General features: G+C 40.6%; 16 protein-coding genes. 13 read left to right on the forward strand and 3 right to left on the reverse strand.

Features of this window, described 5'->3' with window-relative positions:
- Window positions 1–506 precede the first annotated feature (506 nt).
- The 13 genes from GWI97_RS10935 (at window position 507) to GWI97_RS10995 (ending at window position 11835) form a co-directional block, all read left to right on the forward strand.
- Window positions 507–785 carry a BMC domain-containing protein gene (locus tag GWI97_RS10935; RefSeq protein ID WP_004249182.1) on the forward strand — a complete coding sequence of 93 codons (279 nt, stop codon included), beginning with the start codon at window positions 507–509 and terminating at the stop codon, window positions 783–785.
- A gap of 20 nt (window positions 786–805) precedes the next feature.
- A complete protein-coding gene (locus GWI97_RS10940) occupies window positions 806–1090 on the forward strand; it encodes a BMC domain-containing protein (protein WP_006536329.1) in 285 nt (94 codons plus the stop codon).
- A gap of 14 nt (window positions 1091–1104) precedes the next feature.
- Window positions 1105–1383 carry a BMC domain-containing protein gene (locus tag GWI97_RS10945; protein WP_006536328.1) on the forward strand — a complete coding sequence of 93 codons (279 nt, stop codon included), beginning with the start codon at window positions 1105–1107 and terminating at the stop codon, window positions 1381–1383.
- Between the two features lie 73 nt (window positions 1384–1456).
- Window positions 1457–3124: an acetaldehyde dehydrogenase (acetylating) gene (locus GWI97_RS10950; protein WP_052038437.1), complete on the forward strand. Its 1668-nt coding sequence runs from the start codon at window positions 1457–1459 to the stop codon at window positions 3122–3124.
- A 26-nt stretch (window positions 3125–3150) separates the two neighbouring features.
- Window positions 3151–3414 (forward strand): EutN/CcmL family microcompartment protein, encoded by a 264-nt coding sequence (locus GWI97_RS10955; RefSeq protein ID WP_036934514.1) that lies wholly within the window; start codon window positions 3151–3153, stop codon window positions 3412–3414.
- Window positions 3415–3421: 7 nt separating this feature from the next.
- Window positions 3422–4570, forward strand: coding sequence for a 1-propanol dehydrogenase PduQ (locus GWI97_RS10960; RefSeq protein WP_036934512.1), 1149 nt, complete (start codon window positions 3422–3424; stop codon window positions 4568–4570).
- A gap of 56 nt (window positions 4571–4626) precedes the next feature.
- Window positions 4627–8055 carry a choline trimethylamine-lyase gene (gene cutC / locus GWI97_RS10965; protein ID WP_036934510.1) on the forward strand — a complete coding sequence of 1143 codons (3429 nt, stop codon included), beginning with the start codon at window positions 4627–4629 and terminating at the stop codon, window positions 8053–8055.
- A 100-nt stretch (window positions 8056–8155) separates the two neighbouring features.
- The gene (gene cutD / locus GWI97_RS10970; RefSeq protein WP_036934507.1) at window positions 8156–9106 is read left to right on the forward strand and encodes a choline TMA-lyase-activating enzyme; all 951 of its coding nucleotides are present in this window, start codon (window positions 8156–8158) and stop codon (window positions 9104–9106) included.
- Window positions 9107–9119: 13 nt separating this feature from the next.
- Window positions 9120–9623, forward strand: coding sequence for a BMC domain-containing protein (locus GWI97_RS10975; RefSeq protein WP_036934506.1), 504 nt, complete (start codon window positions 9120–9122; stop codon window positions 9621–9623).
- A gap of 56 nt (window positions 9624–9679) precedes the next feature.
- On the forward strand, window positions 9680–10267 hold the full coding sequence (locus GWI97_RS10980) for a phosphate propanoyltransferase (RefSeq protein ID WP_373364698.1): 588 nt from the start codon (window positions 9680–9682) through the stop codon (window positions 10265–10267).
- Window positions 10268–10284: 17 nt separating this feature from the next.
- Window positions 10285–10989, forward strand: coding sequence for a hypothetical protein (locus tag GWI97_RS10985; RefSeq protein ID WP_036934503.1), 705 nt, complete (start codon window positions 10285–10287; stop codon window positions 10987–10989).
- A gap of 35 nt (window positions 10990–11024) precedes the next feature.
- A complete protein-coding gene (locus GWI97_RS10990) occupies window positions 11025–11441 on the forward strand; it encodes a DMT family transporter (RefSeq protein ID WP_036934502.1) in 417 nt (138 codons plus the stop codon).
- 67 nt (window positions 11442–11508) lie between these two features.
- Complete coding sequence (locus GWI97_RS10995) at window positions 11509–11835, forward strand: DMT family transporter (RefSeq protein ID WP_004245856.1); 327 nt, start codon at window positions 11509–11511, stop codon at window positions 11833–11835.
- A gap of 231 nt (window positions 11836–12066) precedes the next feature.
- On the opposite strand, the gene GWI97_RS11000 is transcribed toward GWI97_RS10995, so the two are convergent.
- Genes GWI97_RS11000 through GWI97_RS11010 form a run of 3 tightly spaced genes read right to left on the reverse strand, consistent with a single transcriptional unit; the run spans window position 12067 to window position 16728 of the window.
- Window positions 12067–15144, reverse strand: a complete 3078-nt coding sequence (locus GWI97_RS11000) for a MexW/MexI family multidrug efflux RND transporter permease subunit (protein ID WP_036934500.1) — start codon at window positions 15142–15144, stop codon at window positions 12067–12069.
- A gap of 12 nt (window positions 15145–15156) precedes the next feature.
- The gene (locus GWI97_RS11005) at window positions 15157–16263 is read right to left on the reverse strand and encodes an efflux RND transporter periplasmic adaptor subunit (protein ID WP_103005135.1); all 1107 of its coding nucleotides are present in this window, start codon (window positions 16261–16263) and stop codon (window positions 15157–15159) included.
- A gap of 36 nt (window positions 16264–16299) precedes the next feature.
- Entirely contained in the window at window positions 16300–16728 is a 429-nt protein-coding gene (locus GWI97_RS11010) for a DoxX family protein (protein WP_123822405.1), read from the reverse strand.
- Window positions 16729–16789: the final 61 nt, after the last annotated feature.

Consider the following 16789-nt stretch of genomic DNA (forward strand, 5'->3'; position numbering starts at 1 on the left):
CACCTAATGTATAGGTGTTAGATAAAGAGTGCCCTCTTACTTTTTATACCTGTCGTAAAGCCTTAGATGAAATAAATACGTTATCAACAAAAAAATAGCACTATTTGTATATAGACTTGATTTAGCCTTTTTTAATTATTGATCTCACGTTGAAATATCAGTGATATTCCGCACATCTTTCCCATCGATACGTACTGGCTTTTTGCACCTTTTCAACATCCTCCTAACAAAGTTAATTTGCCTGTTTTTTAATCTATTTTTTGTGGAAATTAATCAATTTATAACGATGAAAAAAGCAAATAAACAGCATGGTTAAATAAATGCTGAGATAAAAAACACTAAATATCAGAATTAAATTCTATATTTCTCCATAACATGGATTTATATGTTGTTTTATTTTTTGCGCGTTATAGTGATTTTGAAACCAACGTCTGCGTTTAAAAAATCACCACGCAGACACAATGGGCAAACGTAAACCGTTAAACGGCTTCTCGGAGGAAATGAAAATGGGTGATGCATTAGGTCTGATCGAAACCAAAGGTCTGGTGGCATGTATTGAAGCCGCTGACGCTATGTGTAAAGCCGCGAACGTTGAACTTATTGGTTATGAAAATGTGGGTTCAGGTCTCGTGACTGCGATGGTGAAAGGCGACGTAGGCGCAGTGAAAGCTGCAGTAGATTCAGGTGTGGAGTCAGCACAACGGGTGGGTGAAGTTGTTACATCGCTTGTGATTGCTCGTCCTCACAATGACATCAACAAGATTGTTATCAAACACAAGGCATAGTTTCTGCCTTAGGAGAACGTATGGGTGATGCATTAGGACTTATTGAAACTCAAGGGCTGGTGGCTTGTATTGAAGCAGCTGACGCGATGTGTAAAGCGGCAAATGTTGAGTTAATCGGCTACGAAAATGTGGGTTCAGGTTTAGTGACTGCAATGGTGAAAGGTGATGTAGGTGCCGTTAAAGCCGCTGTGGAATCTGGCTTAGAAGCTGCTCAACGTGTTGGTACTGTTGTGACTTCATTAGTCATCGCTCGTCCACATAACGATATTCAAAAAATCGTTGCCCAGTACAAAGTGACTGAATAACGAAGGAAATAAATATGAAAGAAGCACTAGGTCTAGTTGAAACCAAAGGTCTTGTCGCTTGCATTGAAGCTGCTGATGCAATGTGCAAAGCAGCCAATGTTGAACTGATTGGTTATGAAAACGTCGGTTCAGGTTTAGTGACAGCCATGGTGAAAGGCGATGTCGGTGCAGTAAATGCAGCGGTTGAGTCAGGTGTTGAAGCGGCAAAACGTATCGGCACTGTCGTGACTTCTCGTGTGATTGCAAGACCGCATAACGATATCGAGAAAATCGCGCAACAGCACAAAGCCTGATTATTCGGGCGTGCTGTAAATCAAAGAAATAAGTTATTCAGCTAAATTTTTTAACTCCTGTATGGGGGAAGACATGGTTGCATTAGATAAAGATTTGCAATCCAGACAACTGGCTCGTGAGCTAGTTCGTAACGCGAAAAATGCACAGCTTGTTTACGCTAAATTTTCGCAGGAAAAAATCGACAGTATTGTAAAACACATTGCATTTGAAGCGGCTCGTCACGCAGAAGAGCTGGCAAAAATGGCGAACGAAGAAACAGGCTTTGGTAAGTGGGAAGACAAAGTTCTGAAAAATACCTTCGCGTCATTGCGTGTGTATGAACATATGAAAGACATGAAGACCGTTGGCATTATCAATGACGATAAAGTGAAAAAAGTCATGGATGTCGGCGTGCCTTTAGGTGTTATCACGGCGTTAGTTCCTTCAACTAACCCAACATCAACCATTATCTATAAAACCCTAATTGCACTGAAAGCGGGTAATGCGATTATTTTCTCTCCGCATCCAAATGCCAAGCAGTGCAGTTTCCGTGCGTTAGAAATTGTTAAAAAAGCGGCGCTAGAAGCCGGTGCTCCAGCAGGTATTGTTGATGGCGTGACATTACTCACACTGGAAGCGACAAAAGAATTAATGCACAGCAAAGATGTGTCATTAATTTTAGCGACTGGTGGCGAAGGTATGGTACGTGCAGCTTATGCATCAGGCACACCGACAATCAGTGGTGGCCCAGGTAATGGCCCTGCCTTTATCGAACGAAGTGCAGATATCAAAAAAGCAGTTAGCGATATCATCACCAGTAAAACATTCGACAATGGGGTTATCTGTGCATCAGAGCAATCCATTATCGTTGAACGTTGCATTTATAACGAAGTTCACCGCGAGCTATTAGCACAAGGTGCTTACTTTATGAATGACGAAGAAGCAACAAAAGTGGCTTCCATGTTACTGCGTGCTAACGGCACAATTAATCCTGCTGTTGTAGGTAAAGATGCGATTTATTTAAGTCAGCGTGCTGGTTTTAGTGTACCCGCAAATACGCGCGTATTAATCGCACTACAAGATACCGTTTCACCCAAAAATCCGTATTCACGCGAAAAATTATGCCCAATCTTAGGAATGTATATCGAAGAAGATTGGAAATCGGCGTGCGATCGCGTAGTGCAATTACTGACTAATGAAGGCTTAGGTCACACCTTAGTGATTCATACCCAAAATGAAGATGTTATTCGTCAGTTCTCTCTAGAAAAACCGGTTAACCGTATTCTGATTAATACCCCAGCGGCATTAGGTGGCATCGGTGCAACCACGAATATTACTCCAGCGTTAACTTTAGGCTGTGGGGCTGTAGGTGGCGGTTCTAGCTCTGACAACGTCGGCCCAATGAACTTACTGAATATTCGTAAAGTAGGTTATGGCGTGCGTACCGTCGAAGAGTTGAAACAACCTTGCCCTTTAGCACAAGAAGCTACTCAACCTGCTGTTTCTGCTTGCTCTGTTTCCAGTGCAAATCACCAGACCAGCATTCTTGATGATGATCGTTTTCGTTCACCTTCTTTAACTCCTGTTCATGCTGAATGTGCCACTGCACAACGTCAAACTCAAGGTGATGATCGCTTTGGTGCATCTCCTTATGTAACGACGGTCAGTGCTTGCGCGCAACAAGTGATTGAACAAGGTGATATTACCGAAGAAAACGTGGAACGCATTATCAAGGAAGTTCTCGGACGTCTGAGTAAGTAACTCATTGATATAAGGCGATATAAACCATGATCCTCGCAAAGGTAATCGGACACGTAGTAGCGACACAAAAAAGCCCAGAACTTAAAGGGAGCAATTTATTAATGATAGCGACCTTAGATGATGAGCTTAAGCCACTGAAGAACAAAACGTATGTTGCAGTGGATAGTGTAGGTGCAGGTATCAACGATGTTGTGTTGGCTGAAGAATACTTCGCACTGAACAAAGAACGTTACAAAGCGATGTCAGTGGTTGCCATTGTTGAGAAGGTTTATCGGGACAGTAAGGAGTAATAACGACATGAGTGAGTTTCTGATAAAACCCAAAATTCAGTTTGGCACCAATGCACTGGATTTTCTTTCTGGGTTAACTGCCCGCCGCGCATTTGTGGTGACAGATAAAGCAATGGTGAAGTTTGGCTTTGCAAATAAAGTCACTGACAAGTTAATGCAACGAGGTATTGAGTTCCAAGTTTACGATGATGTTGCGTCAGATCCCGATATTTCAGCCATCGTGAGTGGTATGAAGATCATGGATGCGCATTATCCAGATTTGGTTATCGCACTCGGTGGTGGGTCTGTGATTGATGCCGCGAAAGCCGTTATGTACTCCCTCTGGCATACCCGTAAAGAGAGCAACAGAACAAAACCACAATTTATTGCGATCCCAACCACTAGTGGTACGGGCTCTGAAGTGACCTCTTTTTCAGTGATCAAATCACGCAGTGAAAAACTGGTCTTGGTTGATGAGTTTATGTTGCCTGATGTCGCCATTCTCGATCCTGAGTTGGTGAAATCTGTACCACCTGCGATCACTGCAGATACGGGAATGGATGTGCTTTGCCATGCACTCGAAGCGTATGTTTCTAAAGCTGCTTCTGATTTTTCTGATGCAATGGCAGAGAAAGCCGTCAAGTTAGTGTTTAGCCATCTTATTGATTGTCATCATCAAGGCGACAACTTATTTGCTCGCGAAAAAATGCATAACGCATCTTGTATTGCAGGCATGGCATTTACTAACGCTTCGTTGGGTATTACTCACAGTCTTGCCCACGCATTAGGTGGTGTATTCCACGTTCCTCACGGTCGTGCAAATGCGTTATTGATGACACATGTCGTCGCCTTTAACGCCAATCTTCATGGTGATTGTAATAGTGAAGCAGCAAAACGTTACGCCTATCTTGCTCAAAGCTTAGGACTTCCGGCTAACACAGTAAGAGAAGGGGTAACCAGTTTAATCGTCGCCATTAATGTATTGAAAGATGAAATGGGTATGCCGAAGAGTATTCGCGATACCGGTGTCAGTGAAGCGGACTTTTATGCCCGTTTAACGGAAATGGTCGGACAGGCTTTACGAGATAGCTGTACGCCGACAAATCCGCGTGACGTAAACACACACCAATTAGAAACATTGTATCGTCAGGCATTTGCCGGTGTATCACACAGTTAATGCTCAACCGAATGAATACCGATTAGGTCAAGTAAAGAACATCAGGAGAGCCTCTCATGGCCAAATATTCTTTGACGCCACGCGTAAAAATGCTGGCAGAACGTTTAGTTTCACGTAATAGTTCCATCAGCACAGAGCGTGCAACCATTTTTGATTCATTAGACAACAGCATTGCAGGAGTGCCCCAAGCAATTAAACCTGCGCAACGTTTTTATGAATTTATTCGTCATTTTCCAAGCTACATTGCACAAGATGAATTGATTATCGGCAGTCAGTCATCAACACCACGCGGTGCGATTTTTCACACTGAAGATGAAGTGCGTAGCGACTCTATCTACCGTTTCTTAAGTATTAATAATAGCGTTGCATCACCTGATTATATGCTGGTGGTAAACCAAGGTTTCTTAGCCATCAAAGCGCAGCTTGAAGACAGAATTAGAAGCATTGGTAGTGCCGTAAATCGTAGCAGTATTGATGAAGCTAATTACTGTAAATCAGCTATTTATGCATGTGATGCAGCACTGTATTTTGCACAAATTCTGTCTGCAAAAGCAGAGAATTTAGCTGCAATGGAAGGTAACCCATACCGTAAAGCAGAATTATTAGATAGTGCAGCGGTATTACGTAAAGTACCTGCAAAACCAGCAGAAACCTTTAAAGAAGCGGTTCAAGTATTCTATTTATTGCAATTAGTCTTACATCTGGAAAATGGTAGCTATGCCATTAATCCAATGGGATTTGATAAAGCACTTTATCCATTTTATCAACGTGATCTCGACCAAGGTCGTTTAACACAAGCACAAGCGTATGAAATTGTTGAAAGTGTGTGGCTGAAATTAGCTGAGCTTTCAGAAGTACGTGCGACCAAAGAAGTTGATGGTTATCCAATGTTTGATGCCATGACGCAAGGTGTTGATATCAACGATCCACGTATCAGCATTAACGAATTATCAGAAATGTTGCTATCAGCTCGCGCTAACTTGTCAACTTTACACAGTTCACTGCAAGTGCGTTTATACAACGGCCGTATGAATTCACAGCCACAATATGCTGCACCTTTAGCGAGTGTTGTTGCACCAACGGCAGACGCGAGCGAATTCAAAGTGATGGAAGGTTTAACGCCTCGCTTACAACGTTTACGTAACCGTTATTTAGAAGCTCGTCCAAGCGTTTCTATCTACAGAGCGTTAGCATTTACTGAGATTGTTCGTAATAACCCAGGTTTACCGCCAATTTTACTACGAGCAAAAGCATTCCGTCGCGCTTGTGAAACTGCACCTATTTTAATTCAAGATGAAGAGCTGATTGTTGGTCATCCTTGTGGTAAACCGCGTGCTGGCGCTTTCTCTCCTGATATTGCATGGCGTTGGGTTCGTGATGAACTCGATACTATGAGCACACGTCCACAAGATCCATTCCAAATTTCAGAAGAAGACAAAAAAGTCATTCGCGAAGAGATTGTTCCATTCTGGGAAGGGCGTTCTCTGGATGAGATCTGTGAAGCACAATACCGTGAAGCGGGTGTGTGGGAATTTAGTGGTGAAACCTTTGTGAGTGATCTTTCTTATCACCAAATCAATGGTGGTGGCGATACTTGCCCTGGTTATGACGTACTACTTTTCACCAAAGGTATGAACGGTATTAAAGCCGATGCGCAAGCAAAACTGGCTGAATTAAGCATGGAAAATCCGGCTGATATTGACCGTATCTACTTCTATAAAGCGTCTATTGAAAGCTGTGAAGGTGTGATTGCTTACGCCCATCGCATTGCAGAACATGCACGTGAATTAGCATCAAAAGAGAGCAACCCTCAACGTCGTGAAGAGTTATTGACGATTGCTGAAGTCAACGAAAACGTACCTGCTAATCCACCAAAAACACTGCAAGAAGCACTGCAAAGTATCTGGACGGTTGAGTCACTGTTTGAAGTAGAAGAAAACCAAACAGGTCTTTCTTTAGGTCGTTTAGACCAATACTGCTTCCCAATGTATGAAAACGATATCAAATCAGGCCGTTTAACGCGTGAACAAGCACTGGAAATGATGCAAGCCTTTATCATCAAATGTGCTGAATTAATGTGGATGTCGAGTGAGTTAGGAGCGAAATATTTTGCTGGTTATCAGCCATTTATCAACTTAACCATTGGTGGACAAAAACGTACAGGTGGCGATGCGTGTAATGATTTAACGTACCTAATTATGGATGCTGTACGTTTTGTAAAAGTGTATCAACCATCATTAGCATGTCGTATTCATAACCAATCACCACAGCAATACATGGAAAAAATTGTAGATGTGGTTAAAGCAGGTATGGGCTTCCCTGCATGTCACTTCGATGATTCTCATATCAAGATGATGTTGCGTAAAGGCTTCGATTTTGAAGATGCGCGTGACTACTGCTTGATGGGGTGTGTTGAACCACAAAAATCAGGCCGTATTTATCAGTGGACATCAACGGGTTACACCCAATGGCCTATTGCGATTGAATTTGTTTTAAACCGTGGTCGTATGGTGCTGTTTGATAGCTATCAAGGTCTAGATACTGGCGATTTACGTGATCTGCGGACTTATGATGATTTTGATAGAGCAGTGAAAGAGCAAGTTGCTCATATCATACGTTTATCTGCGATTGGTACCGTAATAAGTCAACGTGTTCACCGTGATATTGCACCAAAACCATTAATGTCTCTGCTTGTTGAAGGTTGTATGGAACAAGGTAAAGACGTGACCGCAGGTGGTGCAATGGTTAACCATGGTCCAGGCCTGATTTTCTCTGGCTTAGCGACTTATGTTGACTCAATGGCGGCTATTCGCAAATTAGTTTATGAAGATAAAAAATACACCTTAGAGCAAATTCGTGATGCGTTATTAGCGAATTTTGAAGGCCACGACGAGTTATTACGTGACTGCTTAAATGCACCGAAATTTGGCAATGATGACGATGTTGTTGACCAATATGCGTTAGATATTACGGAATGGACAGAGCGTGAATGTCGTAAATACAAAATGCTCTATTCCACATTTAGCCACGGTACGCTCTCTATCTCTAACAATACACCTATTGGTGAGTTAACCGCTGCTACTCCAAATGGTCGCTTGGCATGGAAACCATTATCAGATGGTATCAGCCCAACACAAGGTGCGGATAAACATGGCCCAACAGCAATCATTAAATCAATCAGTAAGATGAATGTGGAAACTATGAACATCGGTATGGTTCATAACTTCAAATTCCTGAAAGGATTGTTAGATACCAATGAAGGTCGCCAAGGTTTAATTACCTTATTAAGAACGGCTTCCATTTTGGGTAACGGCCAGATGCAATTTAGCTATGTCGATAATGAAGTACTGAAAAAAGCGCAATTAGAGCCTGAAAAATACCGTGACTTAATTGTCCGTGTTGCTGGCTACAGTGCTTACTTCGTTGAATTATGTAAAGAAGTTCAGGATGAAATTATCAGTCGTACTGTGATTGAAAAATTTTAATTACAGCCATAGGGATGGCTCAGGCTATCCCTTTTAATCGACGAGACAAGATTTAAATTTATCGAACAGGGATGTTTGATGCAGATTTGGAGGCGTAAAGATGGAGACGGCGGCAGAAATAAGAGGGCGGATATTTAATATCCAGAAATACTCTATTTATGACGGAGATGGTATTCGTACTCTCGTTTTTTTAAAAGGCTGTAATATCCGCTGCCCTTGGTGTTCCAATCCAGAAGGTCTCAGCAGTGAATTTCAGGTGATGTACTCTCACGACAAATGTGTAGATTGCGGTAAATGCGTTGATGTTTGTCCAGCAGGTGTGCACTACATGACAACCAATGAAAGTGGTAAGCAAGTCCACCGTGTTGATCGCGCTGTTGATTGTATTGGTTGTCGTAAATGTGAAGACGTCTGTATCTCTGATGCCCTTGATATTATGGGAAAAGATGTTTCAGTTTCTGAGCTAATGAAAATCATCATGCAAGATTATGACTTTTACCTATCTTCCGGCGGTGGCGTCACCATTGGTGGTGGTGAAATGAGCTTACAAACGGATTTTGCGGTTGCGCTTTTACGTGAATGTAAAAAGATGATGATTAATACCGCGGTAGAAACGCAAGCGACCACTAATGTGACGAATTATGAAAAATTAGCGGAAGTCGTTGATCAATTTCTGATTGATATCAAACACATTGATACTGCTCAGCATAAAGCGTTGTTTGGCGTTGGTAATGAAAATGTCCGTCGTAATTTAGAACGTTTAATGGATCTCGGTGCCAATGTGGTAATTCGTATGCCTTTAGTACGAGGTTATAACGACTCTTATGATGCAATTACAGGAGCCATTAATTACGCCATGGAGCTATCAAAACGTGGCAATATTCAGCGTATTGATATCCTTCCTTATCATCAATTTGGGCGTAATAAATACGAAAAATTGGAAATGATCTACCCAATAAAAACCGATCCTAGTTATACGCCAGAAGAGTTAGATAGTTTAGAAAACTTCTTTAAGAAATTTGATTTCGATATCCGTCTTGTCCGTCATTAAGTAGGAGAGAAAGATGAACAGTTTAGGTGTGATTGAAACACGAGGGTTAACCGCAGCCATTCAAGCGGCAGATGCAGCTTGTAAAGCAGCAAACGTGGAAATTATCGGATACCGAAAAGTGGGATCTGGTTTGGTATCAATCTGTTTTCAGGGAGAGATCAGTGCAGTAAGAACAGCAATTGATCATGGCGTTGATGTGGTGAGTCAAAAAGAGCTGGTGATTGGTTCATTGGTTATCGCAAGACCAGAGCCAAGCGTTATTACTAAACTGCTTACAGTTAAAGGTAAGAAAAAAGCCCCTATTGTTGCTGAAAAAGTGCAAGAGGCGGCTATTGAAAAAGTTGTTGAAACAATCGTTGAAGCTCCTGTTAAAAACGAAGTTGAGAAGCTAGAGGCCATAAAAGCCGTTGCAGATTTGAAGGCTCAAAATATTGCTTCTGAAACTAAAGCTGTAACAGATAAAGCACAAAACAGTAAAAAAGAGATCAAACCTGAAAGCCGTAAAGGTAAAAAATAATGATTAATCAACAACTCATGGGAAAAATTCTCTCTCGCTTGCCCGTTCATGGAGTGATGTTGGGAGAAACGCAAGGAGTGGCTATCCCTGTTGGTATTTCTAATCGTCATGTGCATCTTTCACAACAAGATGTTGAAGCGTTATTTGGCAAAGGTTATCAACTCACCCCGTTTAAAGATCTTAAACAACCGGGTCAGTTTGCAGCAAAAGAGTGTGTGATTGTTGTGGGACCAAAAGGCTCAATCAGTAAAGTTCGAGTTTTAGGGCCGGTTCGTCCACAAAGTCAATTAGAAATCTCAAAAGCAGACTGTTTTGTATTAGGTGTAAAAGCACCAGTACGTGAATCAGGTGATTTAGTCGGTTCAGGTCAAGCTGTATTAATGGGGCCTGCGGGTCATGTTGAATTACAAGAGCAAGTGATCTGTGCTCAACGCCATATTCATATGAGTGAAATTGACGCCAGAATGTTAAATGTCACCAATGGGCAAAAAGTACACGTTAAAACAGAGGGTGAGCGTAGCCTGATTTTTGATGAAGTTGTTGTTCGTGTTAATGAAAAATTCGCTTTGGAATTTCATATAGATACTGATGAAGCTAATGCTGCAGGGCTTCGTAACAACGATAGCGTATTTATTGTCAGCTAAGACAATGAGGTGACGTAATGGACAATCAGTTAATTGAAAGGATAGTGGCTGAAATAGAAAAAAGAATGAAAAAGTCAGTGTTGTTGGCACTTACACCTGCACCGGGATACCAAGATGAAATCTGTCAGCGTATCAACACTTTTTCTCATATTCGATTTTCTCTTTTTGTTACAACATCGGCACAAGTCAGTCATGATTTGTCGAAATGGCGTCATCTAGGGGAAATATATAATGCGAGCGAGTTCGATTGCCAGCAGTTATCGACTTACCACGCACTGTTTGTTCCTTATTTTGATAAAAAGCTGGTGGGTGAAATTATTAACGGATTATTTATAAGTGAAGAAGGAAAGCTAATTCATTCTGCACTGGCTCAAAATATTCCTGTTATTGCATTACCTTATTTTTGCCAACCAGAAAGTGAGTTAAATGAGATTTTAGGTTTAAATAAAAATAAAGAGTACAACCTGCTTATTCAGGAAAATATTAGTCGATTAAAATCAATGGGTGTTATGTTTCACTCTATAAATGATGTTGAAGATAATTTAATAAACCATGATGTTAAGCATCAAGCTAAATCTGAATATAAACCTGAAATTAAACAAGAGAATAATAATCGCTATATTACTTTAAACGAAGTAATGAATAAGCCTGGAGAATATCATTTATCGCAAGATAAATTGACGGATTCTGCTATTGAATATTTAAAAAGTTTGAAAAATTAATCTTAAATTATATCTGATAACTCAGGAGTCTTATTATGTCACCGAAAGCTAAATCATGGCTTTGGATGCTGGCGGTTATTGTTTCAGAAACCTCAGCAACCTCTACCTTAAAAATGTTTGATAATAGTGAAGGTACAACTAAAACATTATTATTAGGCCTAATTGTTATTCTTTATGTTATTTGTTATTACTCATTATCCCGTGCAGTGAAAAATATTCCAGTTGGTTTGGCTTATGCAACATGGTCTGGTACAGGTATTTTAGTGGTTTCTTCTTTAGGTATGTTGTTTTATGGTCAACATCCTGATACAGCGGCAATAATCGGTATGGCCGTTATTGCCAGTGGTATTGTCATTATGAATCTCTTCTCGAAAATGGGTTCTGAAGAAGAGGAAGAAGAAACAACCGAAACTCCTAATATTAAACAGGCTGCATCGTCAGTGAATAAATAAATCTATTTCTTAATAAATCTATTCTTTTATAAATAAGTGTTTATTAAAATAAATAAGGATAACAATTATGTTTACCGGATTCTTATGGCTGGCGCTGTCTATCGGTTCTGAAATCACAGGCACGTCTATGATCAAAAAGACAAATGGCTTTAGTAAATTAGCGCCTTCAGTTTTAGTCATCGCGGCTTACTGTATTTGCTATTTTGCCTTAACACGCGCAATGGGATATATTCCTGTTGGTGTTGCTTATTCACTGTGGTGTGGATTTGGTATTGTCGGTGTGACGTTAGTTGCAATGATTTTATATAAGCAAAAACCAGATTTACCAGCTATATTCTCTATGGCATTAATTATCTCTGGTGGGATAATTATGAATACATTCTCTACTATGTAGTTGCATATTAATTATTTTTAATAGAAACACTGAGTGTTAGGTGAAATAGACTCAGTGTTTTTATTTTTTGAAATATAAAAATCACGATATGATATTTTTATACAATGATTTCAATTAACGATTTTATTTCAAAACGGATCTGAGTTTATCTTGATAACTTTAAAGATAAAATCCCCATTGTATTCACAATGGGGATTGGTTTATGACATTACTGCTTTTTATTTTTTAGTTTTACTGCTCACTAACTTGCTGTAAATGTTTTTGACGCTCAGTTTTAGCGCTGATTTGATGGTTTCTAGCTAAGAAGCTGTACATTGTTGGTAACACAAATAGGGTAAACAGTGTGCCGACTAACATACCTGACACAATAATCAATCCTAATCCATAGCGACTATTAGCACCTGCACCACTGGCAAATAAAAGTGGAATAAGCCCAATAACCATTGCCGCCGTGGTCATTAATACAGGACGCAATCGGATTTTTGCAGCTTCAATAATGGCATCTCGACGGTTTAGATTTTTATGAACTTGCAATTCATTAGCGAATTCCACCATTAAAATGCCGTGCTTACTAATAAGTCCTATTAGTGTGACTAAACCAATTTGAGTGTAGATATTTAGTGTCACCATCCCTAATGCTAATGGAATTAATGCGCCACAAATTGATAGCGGTACGGTAATTAAAATAATCAAAGGATCAACTAAGCTTTCATACTGTGCGGCTAACACTAAATAAATAATGATAAGTGCTGAGATAAAAGCAAAGACTAACGTATTTCCTTCTTGGGTAAATTGGCGAGAATCAGATTGCCAATCATGACTAAAGCCAGCGGGTAATGAATCTGCCACAGTTTCAAGAAAAGCGACCGCTTGCCCCATCGTGACGCCAGGGGCGGGGATTGCTTGAAATATTGCGGCATTTTGTTGATTAAATTGTGTTAGCTTATTGGGCTCAATTTCAGTGGTAATATTCACAACGGTTGATAATGGAATTAACACGTTATCTTGAGTACGAATATAGTGCCCAGCAAGAGCAGCTGGCGTTAAACGTTGATAACGTACACTTTGTGGAATAACGTCATAAGAGCGACCATCCATGCCAAAACGATTAATGTAATGCTCACCCACTAATAGTGAGAGTGATTCACCAATATCCTGCATACGAATGCCTAAACTATTGGCTTTGGCTCGATCTATGGCAACTTGAACAACGGGATTATTGTAATCTAAATCGCTGTCTACCACGACAAATAGGCCACTTTCTCTGGCTTGCTGTTTGATTTGTTCCATTGTTTCAAATAAAACGGGATAACCTAATGGGCTACGTAACACCATTTGTACAGGTAATCCACCCACTGAGCCGGGTAGAGAGGCTAATTGGAAAGCAAAAATACTCGTTCCTTCAACATTATTGACGCGATTTTGTAAATCAGCTTGGATTTGATCTGCGTTGCGATCACGTAAATCCCAGCCATCAAAGTTAATGCCACCAAAGCTCGCTGAGGGGCCATCCGTACCGTTAATTATCCATGTGCTGTCAGTTTCAGGCAGGCTCATATAAATTTCATCTAGTTTTTGATTAAAGCGTTCAGCATAAGCAAGGTTGACATGTTGTGGGGCTTTTACAGCAGTTAAGACACTCGCCTGATCTTCTGAAGGTGCTAGCTCTTGTTTTGTTTGACTATATAGAAACGGCAAACTGACAAACACGGCTAAAGCGAAAATAATGGTTAACCAGCGATTAGTTAAAGAAAAATTGAGTATGTAACCATAATAATGAGCTAATTTATCAAAGACATATTCGGCCATTTTGGCCATTCTGCCTTCATTTTCTTTGGGTTTTAACATTAATGAGCTCATCACGGGGGATAAAGTTAATGCCACAATACCGGATACAATCACACTACCGGCCAAGGTTATGGCAAATTCTTTAAATAATGCGCCTGTTAACCCTGCCATTAAACCAATCGGGGCATAAACAGCAGCTAAAGTGATCGTCATGGCAATAACAGGGCCAGCCACTTCTCTTGCACCCACTAAAGCGGCTTGAACTGGAGATAACCCTTCTTCAATATGTCGATGTACGTTTTCAACAACTACTATCGCATCATCCACAACTAACCCAATAGCTAAAACCATCGCCAGTAAAGTGAGCAAATTAATACTAAAGCCAAAGGCAAGCATTAACCCGGCGGCCCCCAACATTGATAACGGAATGGCAAGCACCGGAATAAGTACTGAACGAAGTGATCCTAAACAGAGGTAGATGATTGCGATAACGATTAAAATAGCTTCAATTAATGTTTGTACGACTTGATTAATAGAGGCTTTGATAAAACGTGAGGTTTCAAATGCAAGTTCTACATTGACGCCAGGCGGGAGCGTTTTTTCAATATCGATAAGATGGTCTCTAATGCCATCAACAATCACTAGCGGGTTGCCTGTTGGTGTCGGAAATAGACCTAAGAAGACAGCTTTTTTACCATTCATAATACCGCTGGTTTCAGTGGCAGCTGCACCTAGTTCGACCGTACCAATATCACGCAAACGTACAAGATTATTGCTATCATTAGTGATAACCATGTCTTTAAACTCTTCGACATTAGTTAAATCAGTATTGACATAAACGTTAGCAATAACGAACTCGCCTTCGACTTTTCCTGGTGCTGCTTGATAGTTATTACGGCGTACGGCCTCTGCGACATCGCTAGCGGTTAAGTTACGACCTGCCAATTTATCTGTATCTAACCACAGACGCATCGCTAATTGTTGCCCACCAAAAACTTGTACTTTAGCAACACCATTAATGGATGAAAACATCGGTTCAACGACACGAGAAAGGTAATCGGTGAGCTCGGGAATGGAAAGTTGCTCACTTGAGAACCCGACATAAGCTACCGCTGTAGATTCTCCTGATGAAAGCTCAATCACCGGATCATAAGCTTGTTCTGGCAACTTATAACGAACTTGATTAACCTTCGCCATTACTTGCGTTAGGGCTTGAGTTGGGTCACGGTTTAATTCCATTCGAACTGTAACTAAGCTTTTTCCTTGTACTGAAGATGAAGAAATATAATCAACACCTTCAACAGAGGAAACCGCTTGTGTAATGGGTTGGGTAACAAACCCCTGCATCAGCTCAGACGAAGCGCCAGGATAGTCTGTTACAATCGTGATTGTTGAGTTCTGTAACATTGGGTATTGGCGGACTGGTAGTTTACTGAACGCAAATGCGCCCAGTAAAAGGATCAGTGTGCTTACAACTAATGCCAAAACAGGTCGCCGAATAAAAATATCGGTAAATTTCATTATTAACTCCCGTTATGGTTTTGTTGTCGCAGATTGAGCGAGCGCTAAGGTGTCTTGCTCAATAGGCTCAATAGAGAGCCCATCACTTAATTTAATTTGGCCAGATGAGACAATTTGATCACCAAGGGCTAAGCCTTCTTTTATCTCGATCATGCCGTTGTAGCGCAATCCAACTTTCACAGAGACACGCTTAGCGATAAGGTTTTTTTGATTGTCAGATTGCGCTACAAACACGGTATCTCCATAGGCAGTATAAGTGACTGCCGTTTCTGGTACGGTTAATACCATAGGACTATCAGGAGAAGTAACTTGCACACGAGCAAACATGCCCGCTTTTAATTTATTGTCAGTATTCGGTAAAACAGCTTGTATTTGCACTGTACGAGAAGGACCAATAAGAGGATCTATTGCATTTATCGAACCTGTAAAAACAACATTAGGATAAGCATCGACCTCGATATTAATCGGCTGTTTGGTTGAAATTTTCGGAGCTGCTTGCTCATTAAGTGAAAAGTTGAGTTTTAAATGACTTGCATCGACAAATGAAGCGACACGTTCACCTGCATTTAAATATTGCCCTTCATGGACAAGCTTGATCCCAACGATGCCATCAAAAGGTGCCTTAATTGTTTTTTGCGCAATTCGCGCTTTTACTTCACGAATGGAGGCGACAATCATATCACGCTCAGATAACGTGCTATCTAATTGCGCAGCTGCAGCCACATTTTTACTATAAAGCTGTTTTGTTCGAGAATAGAGTTTATCTGCGTTAGTTAACTGTGCTTGTAAACGCAATAATTCCGCTTGTTCAGGTTCATCATTTAATTTAGCTAAGACTTGACCGGCTTTAACAGTTTGTCCTGACTCAAAATTAATCACGGCAATACGACCATTGGTTTCAGCAGCTAAATAGATTTGTCGTGCGGCTTCTAATTCACCTATACCTTGCATATTGTTAGGCAATTTTGATGATTGTACGGTTGCCAATGCCACTTTAGTGGGTGGGTAAGTAAATTGCTGAGCTTCATCTTCATCGGATGATGTTGTTGCATAAACCATCGCACCCGCACTGAACAAAAAGAGTGAGGCACATACAGTAAGCGTAAATTTTTTATTCATATTATTGTTGATCTCATCGTGAATGTTTTTCTATCTTTATGATTTATGCGTTAGTTTTTTCCATAACGTTCTGAAATAGCTTGCCATCGCCATTGCCATTAATCCTCCAATAACAGAGGTATGCTCTATGGCGAAATACATCGACAACATCGCCTTATCTCCCGTCATATTCCAAAACGTATGGACAACCACAATGGTCAAAAATAGGAAAACAGCGAGTGCTCCAGCACCTAGCCATAAATAACGATCGAAAAGGACTAACAAGGAGCCTGAAAATAAAACGACCGCAGTAGCAATATTAAAAAACCAATCAGGATTTAATCCTGCAGCACGCATCTCAGCCAAACTATTTTCGTAGTCAAACACCTTGGCAAAACCAGAGGAGAGAAATAAAACAAGAATGAGCAATCTGGCGATAAACCATAAAACGCGGCTTTCGAGAATACGTGCAATTGAATTTGGCATTCATCTGACCTCAATGATCTTAAAAACAGAAACCAGCATCCCACTGGCTTGACTTCATAAG

The sequence above is a fragment of the Proteus sp. G2300 genome (assembly GCF_009915965.1).
Taxonomy (GTDB): Bacteria; Pseudomonadota; Gammaproteobacteria; order Enterobacterales; family Enterobacteriaceae; genus Proteus; species Proteus vulgaris.

Coding starts and splice junctions, on each gene's coding strand:
- GWI97_RS10935 (WP_004249182.1), top strand. CDS start 507: ATGGGTGATGCATTAGGTCTGATCGAAACCAAAGGTCTGGTGGCATGT.
- GWI97_RS10940 (WP_006536329.1), top strand. CDS start 806: ATGGGTGATGCATTAGGACTTATTGAAACTCAAGGGCTGGTGGCTTGT.
- GWI97_RS10945 (WP_006536328.1), top strand. CDS start 1,105: ATGAAAGAAGCACTAGGTCTAGTTGAAACCAAAGGTCTTGTCGCTTGC.
- GWI97_RS10950 (WP_052038437.1), top strand. CDS start 1,457: ATGGTTGCATTAGATAAAGATTTGCAATCCAGACAACTGGCTCGTGAG.
- GWI97_RS10955 (WP_036934514.1), top strand. CDS start 3,151: ATGATCCTCGCAAAGGTAATCGGACACGTAGTAGCGACACAAAAAAGC.
- GWI97_RS10960 (WP_036934512.1), top strand. CDS start 3,422: ATGAGTGAGTTTCTGATAAAACCCAAAATTCAGTTTGGCACCAATGCA.
- cutC (WP_036934510.1), top strand. CDS start 4,627: ATGGCCAAATATTCTTTGACGCCACGCGTAAAAATGCTGGCAGAACGT.
- cutD (WP_036934507.1), top strand. CDS start 8,156: ATGGAGACGGCGGCAGAAATAAGAGGGCGGATATTTAATATCCAGAAA.
- GWI97_RS10975 (WP_036934506.1), top strand. CDS start 9,120: ATGAACAGTTTAGGTGTGATTGAAACACGAGGGTTAACCGCAGCCATT.
- GWI97_RS10980 (WP_373364698.1), top strand. CDS start 9,680: ATGTTGGGAGAAACGCAAGGAGTGGCTATCCCTGTTGGTATTTCTAAT.
- GWI97_RS10985 (WP_036934503.1), top strand. CDS start 10,285: ATGGACAATCAGTTAATTGAAAGGATAGTGGCTGAAATAGAAAAAAGA.
- GWI97_RS10990 (WP_036934502.1), top strand. CDS start 11,025: ATGTCACCGAAAGCTAAATCATGGCTTTGGATGCTGGCGGTTATTGTT.
- GWI97_RS10995 (WP_004245856.1), top strand. CDS start 11,509: ATGTTTACCGGATTCTTATGGCTGGCGCTGTCTATCGGTTCTGAAATC.
- GWI97_RS11000 (WP_036934500.1), bottom strand. CDS start 15,144: ATGAAATTTACCGATATTTTTATTCGGCGACCTGTTTTGGCATTAGTT.
- GWI97_RS11005 (WP_103005135.1), bottom strand. CDS start 16,263: ATGAATAAAAAATTTACGCTTACTGTATGTGCCTCACTCTTTTTGTTC.
- GWI97_RS11010 (WP_123822405.1), bottom strand. CDS start 16,728: ATGCCAAATTCAATTGCACGTATTCTCGAAAGCCGCGTTTTATGGTTT.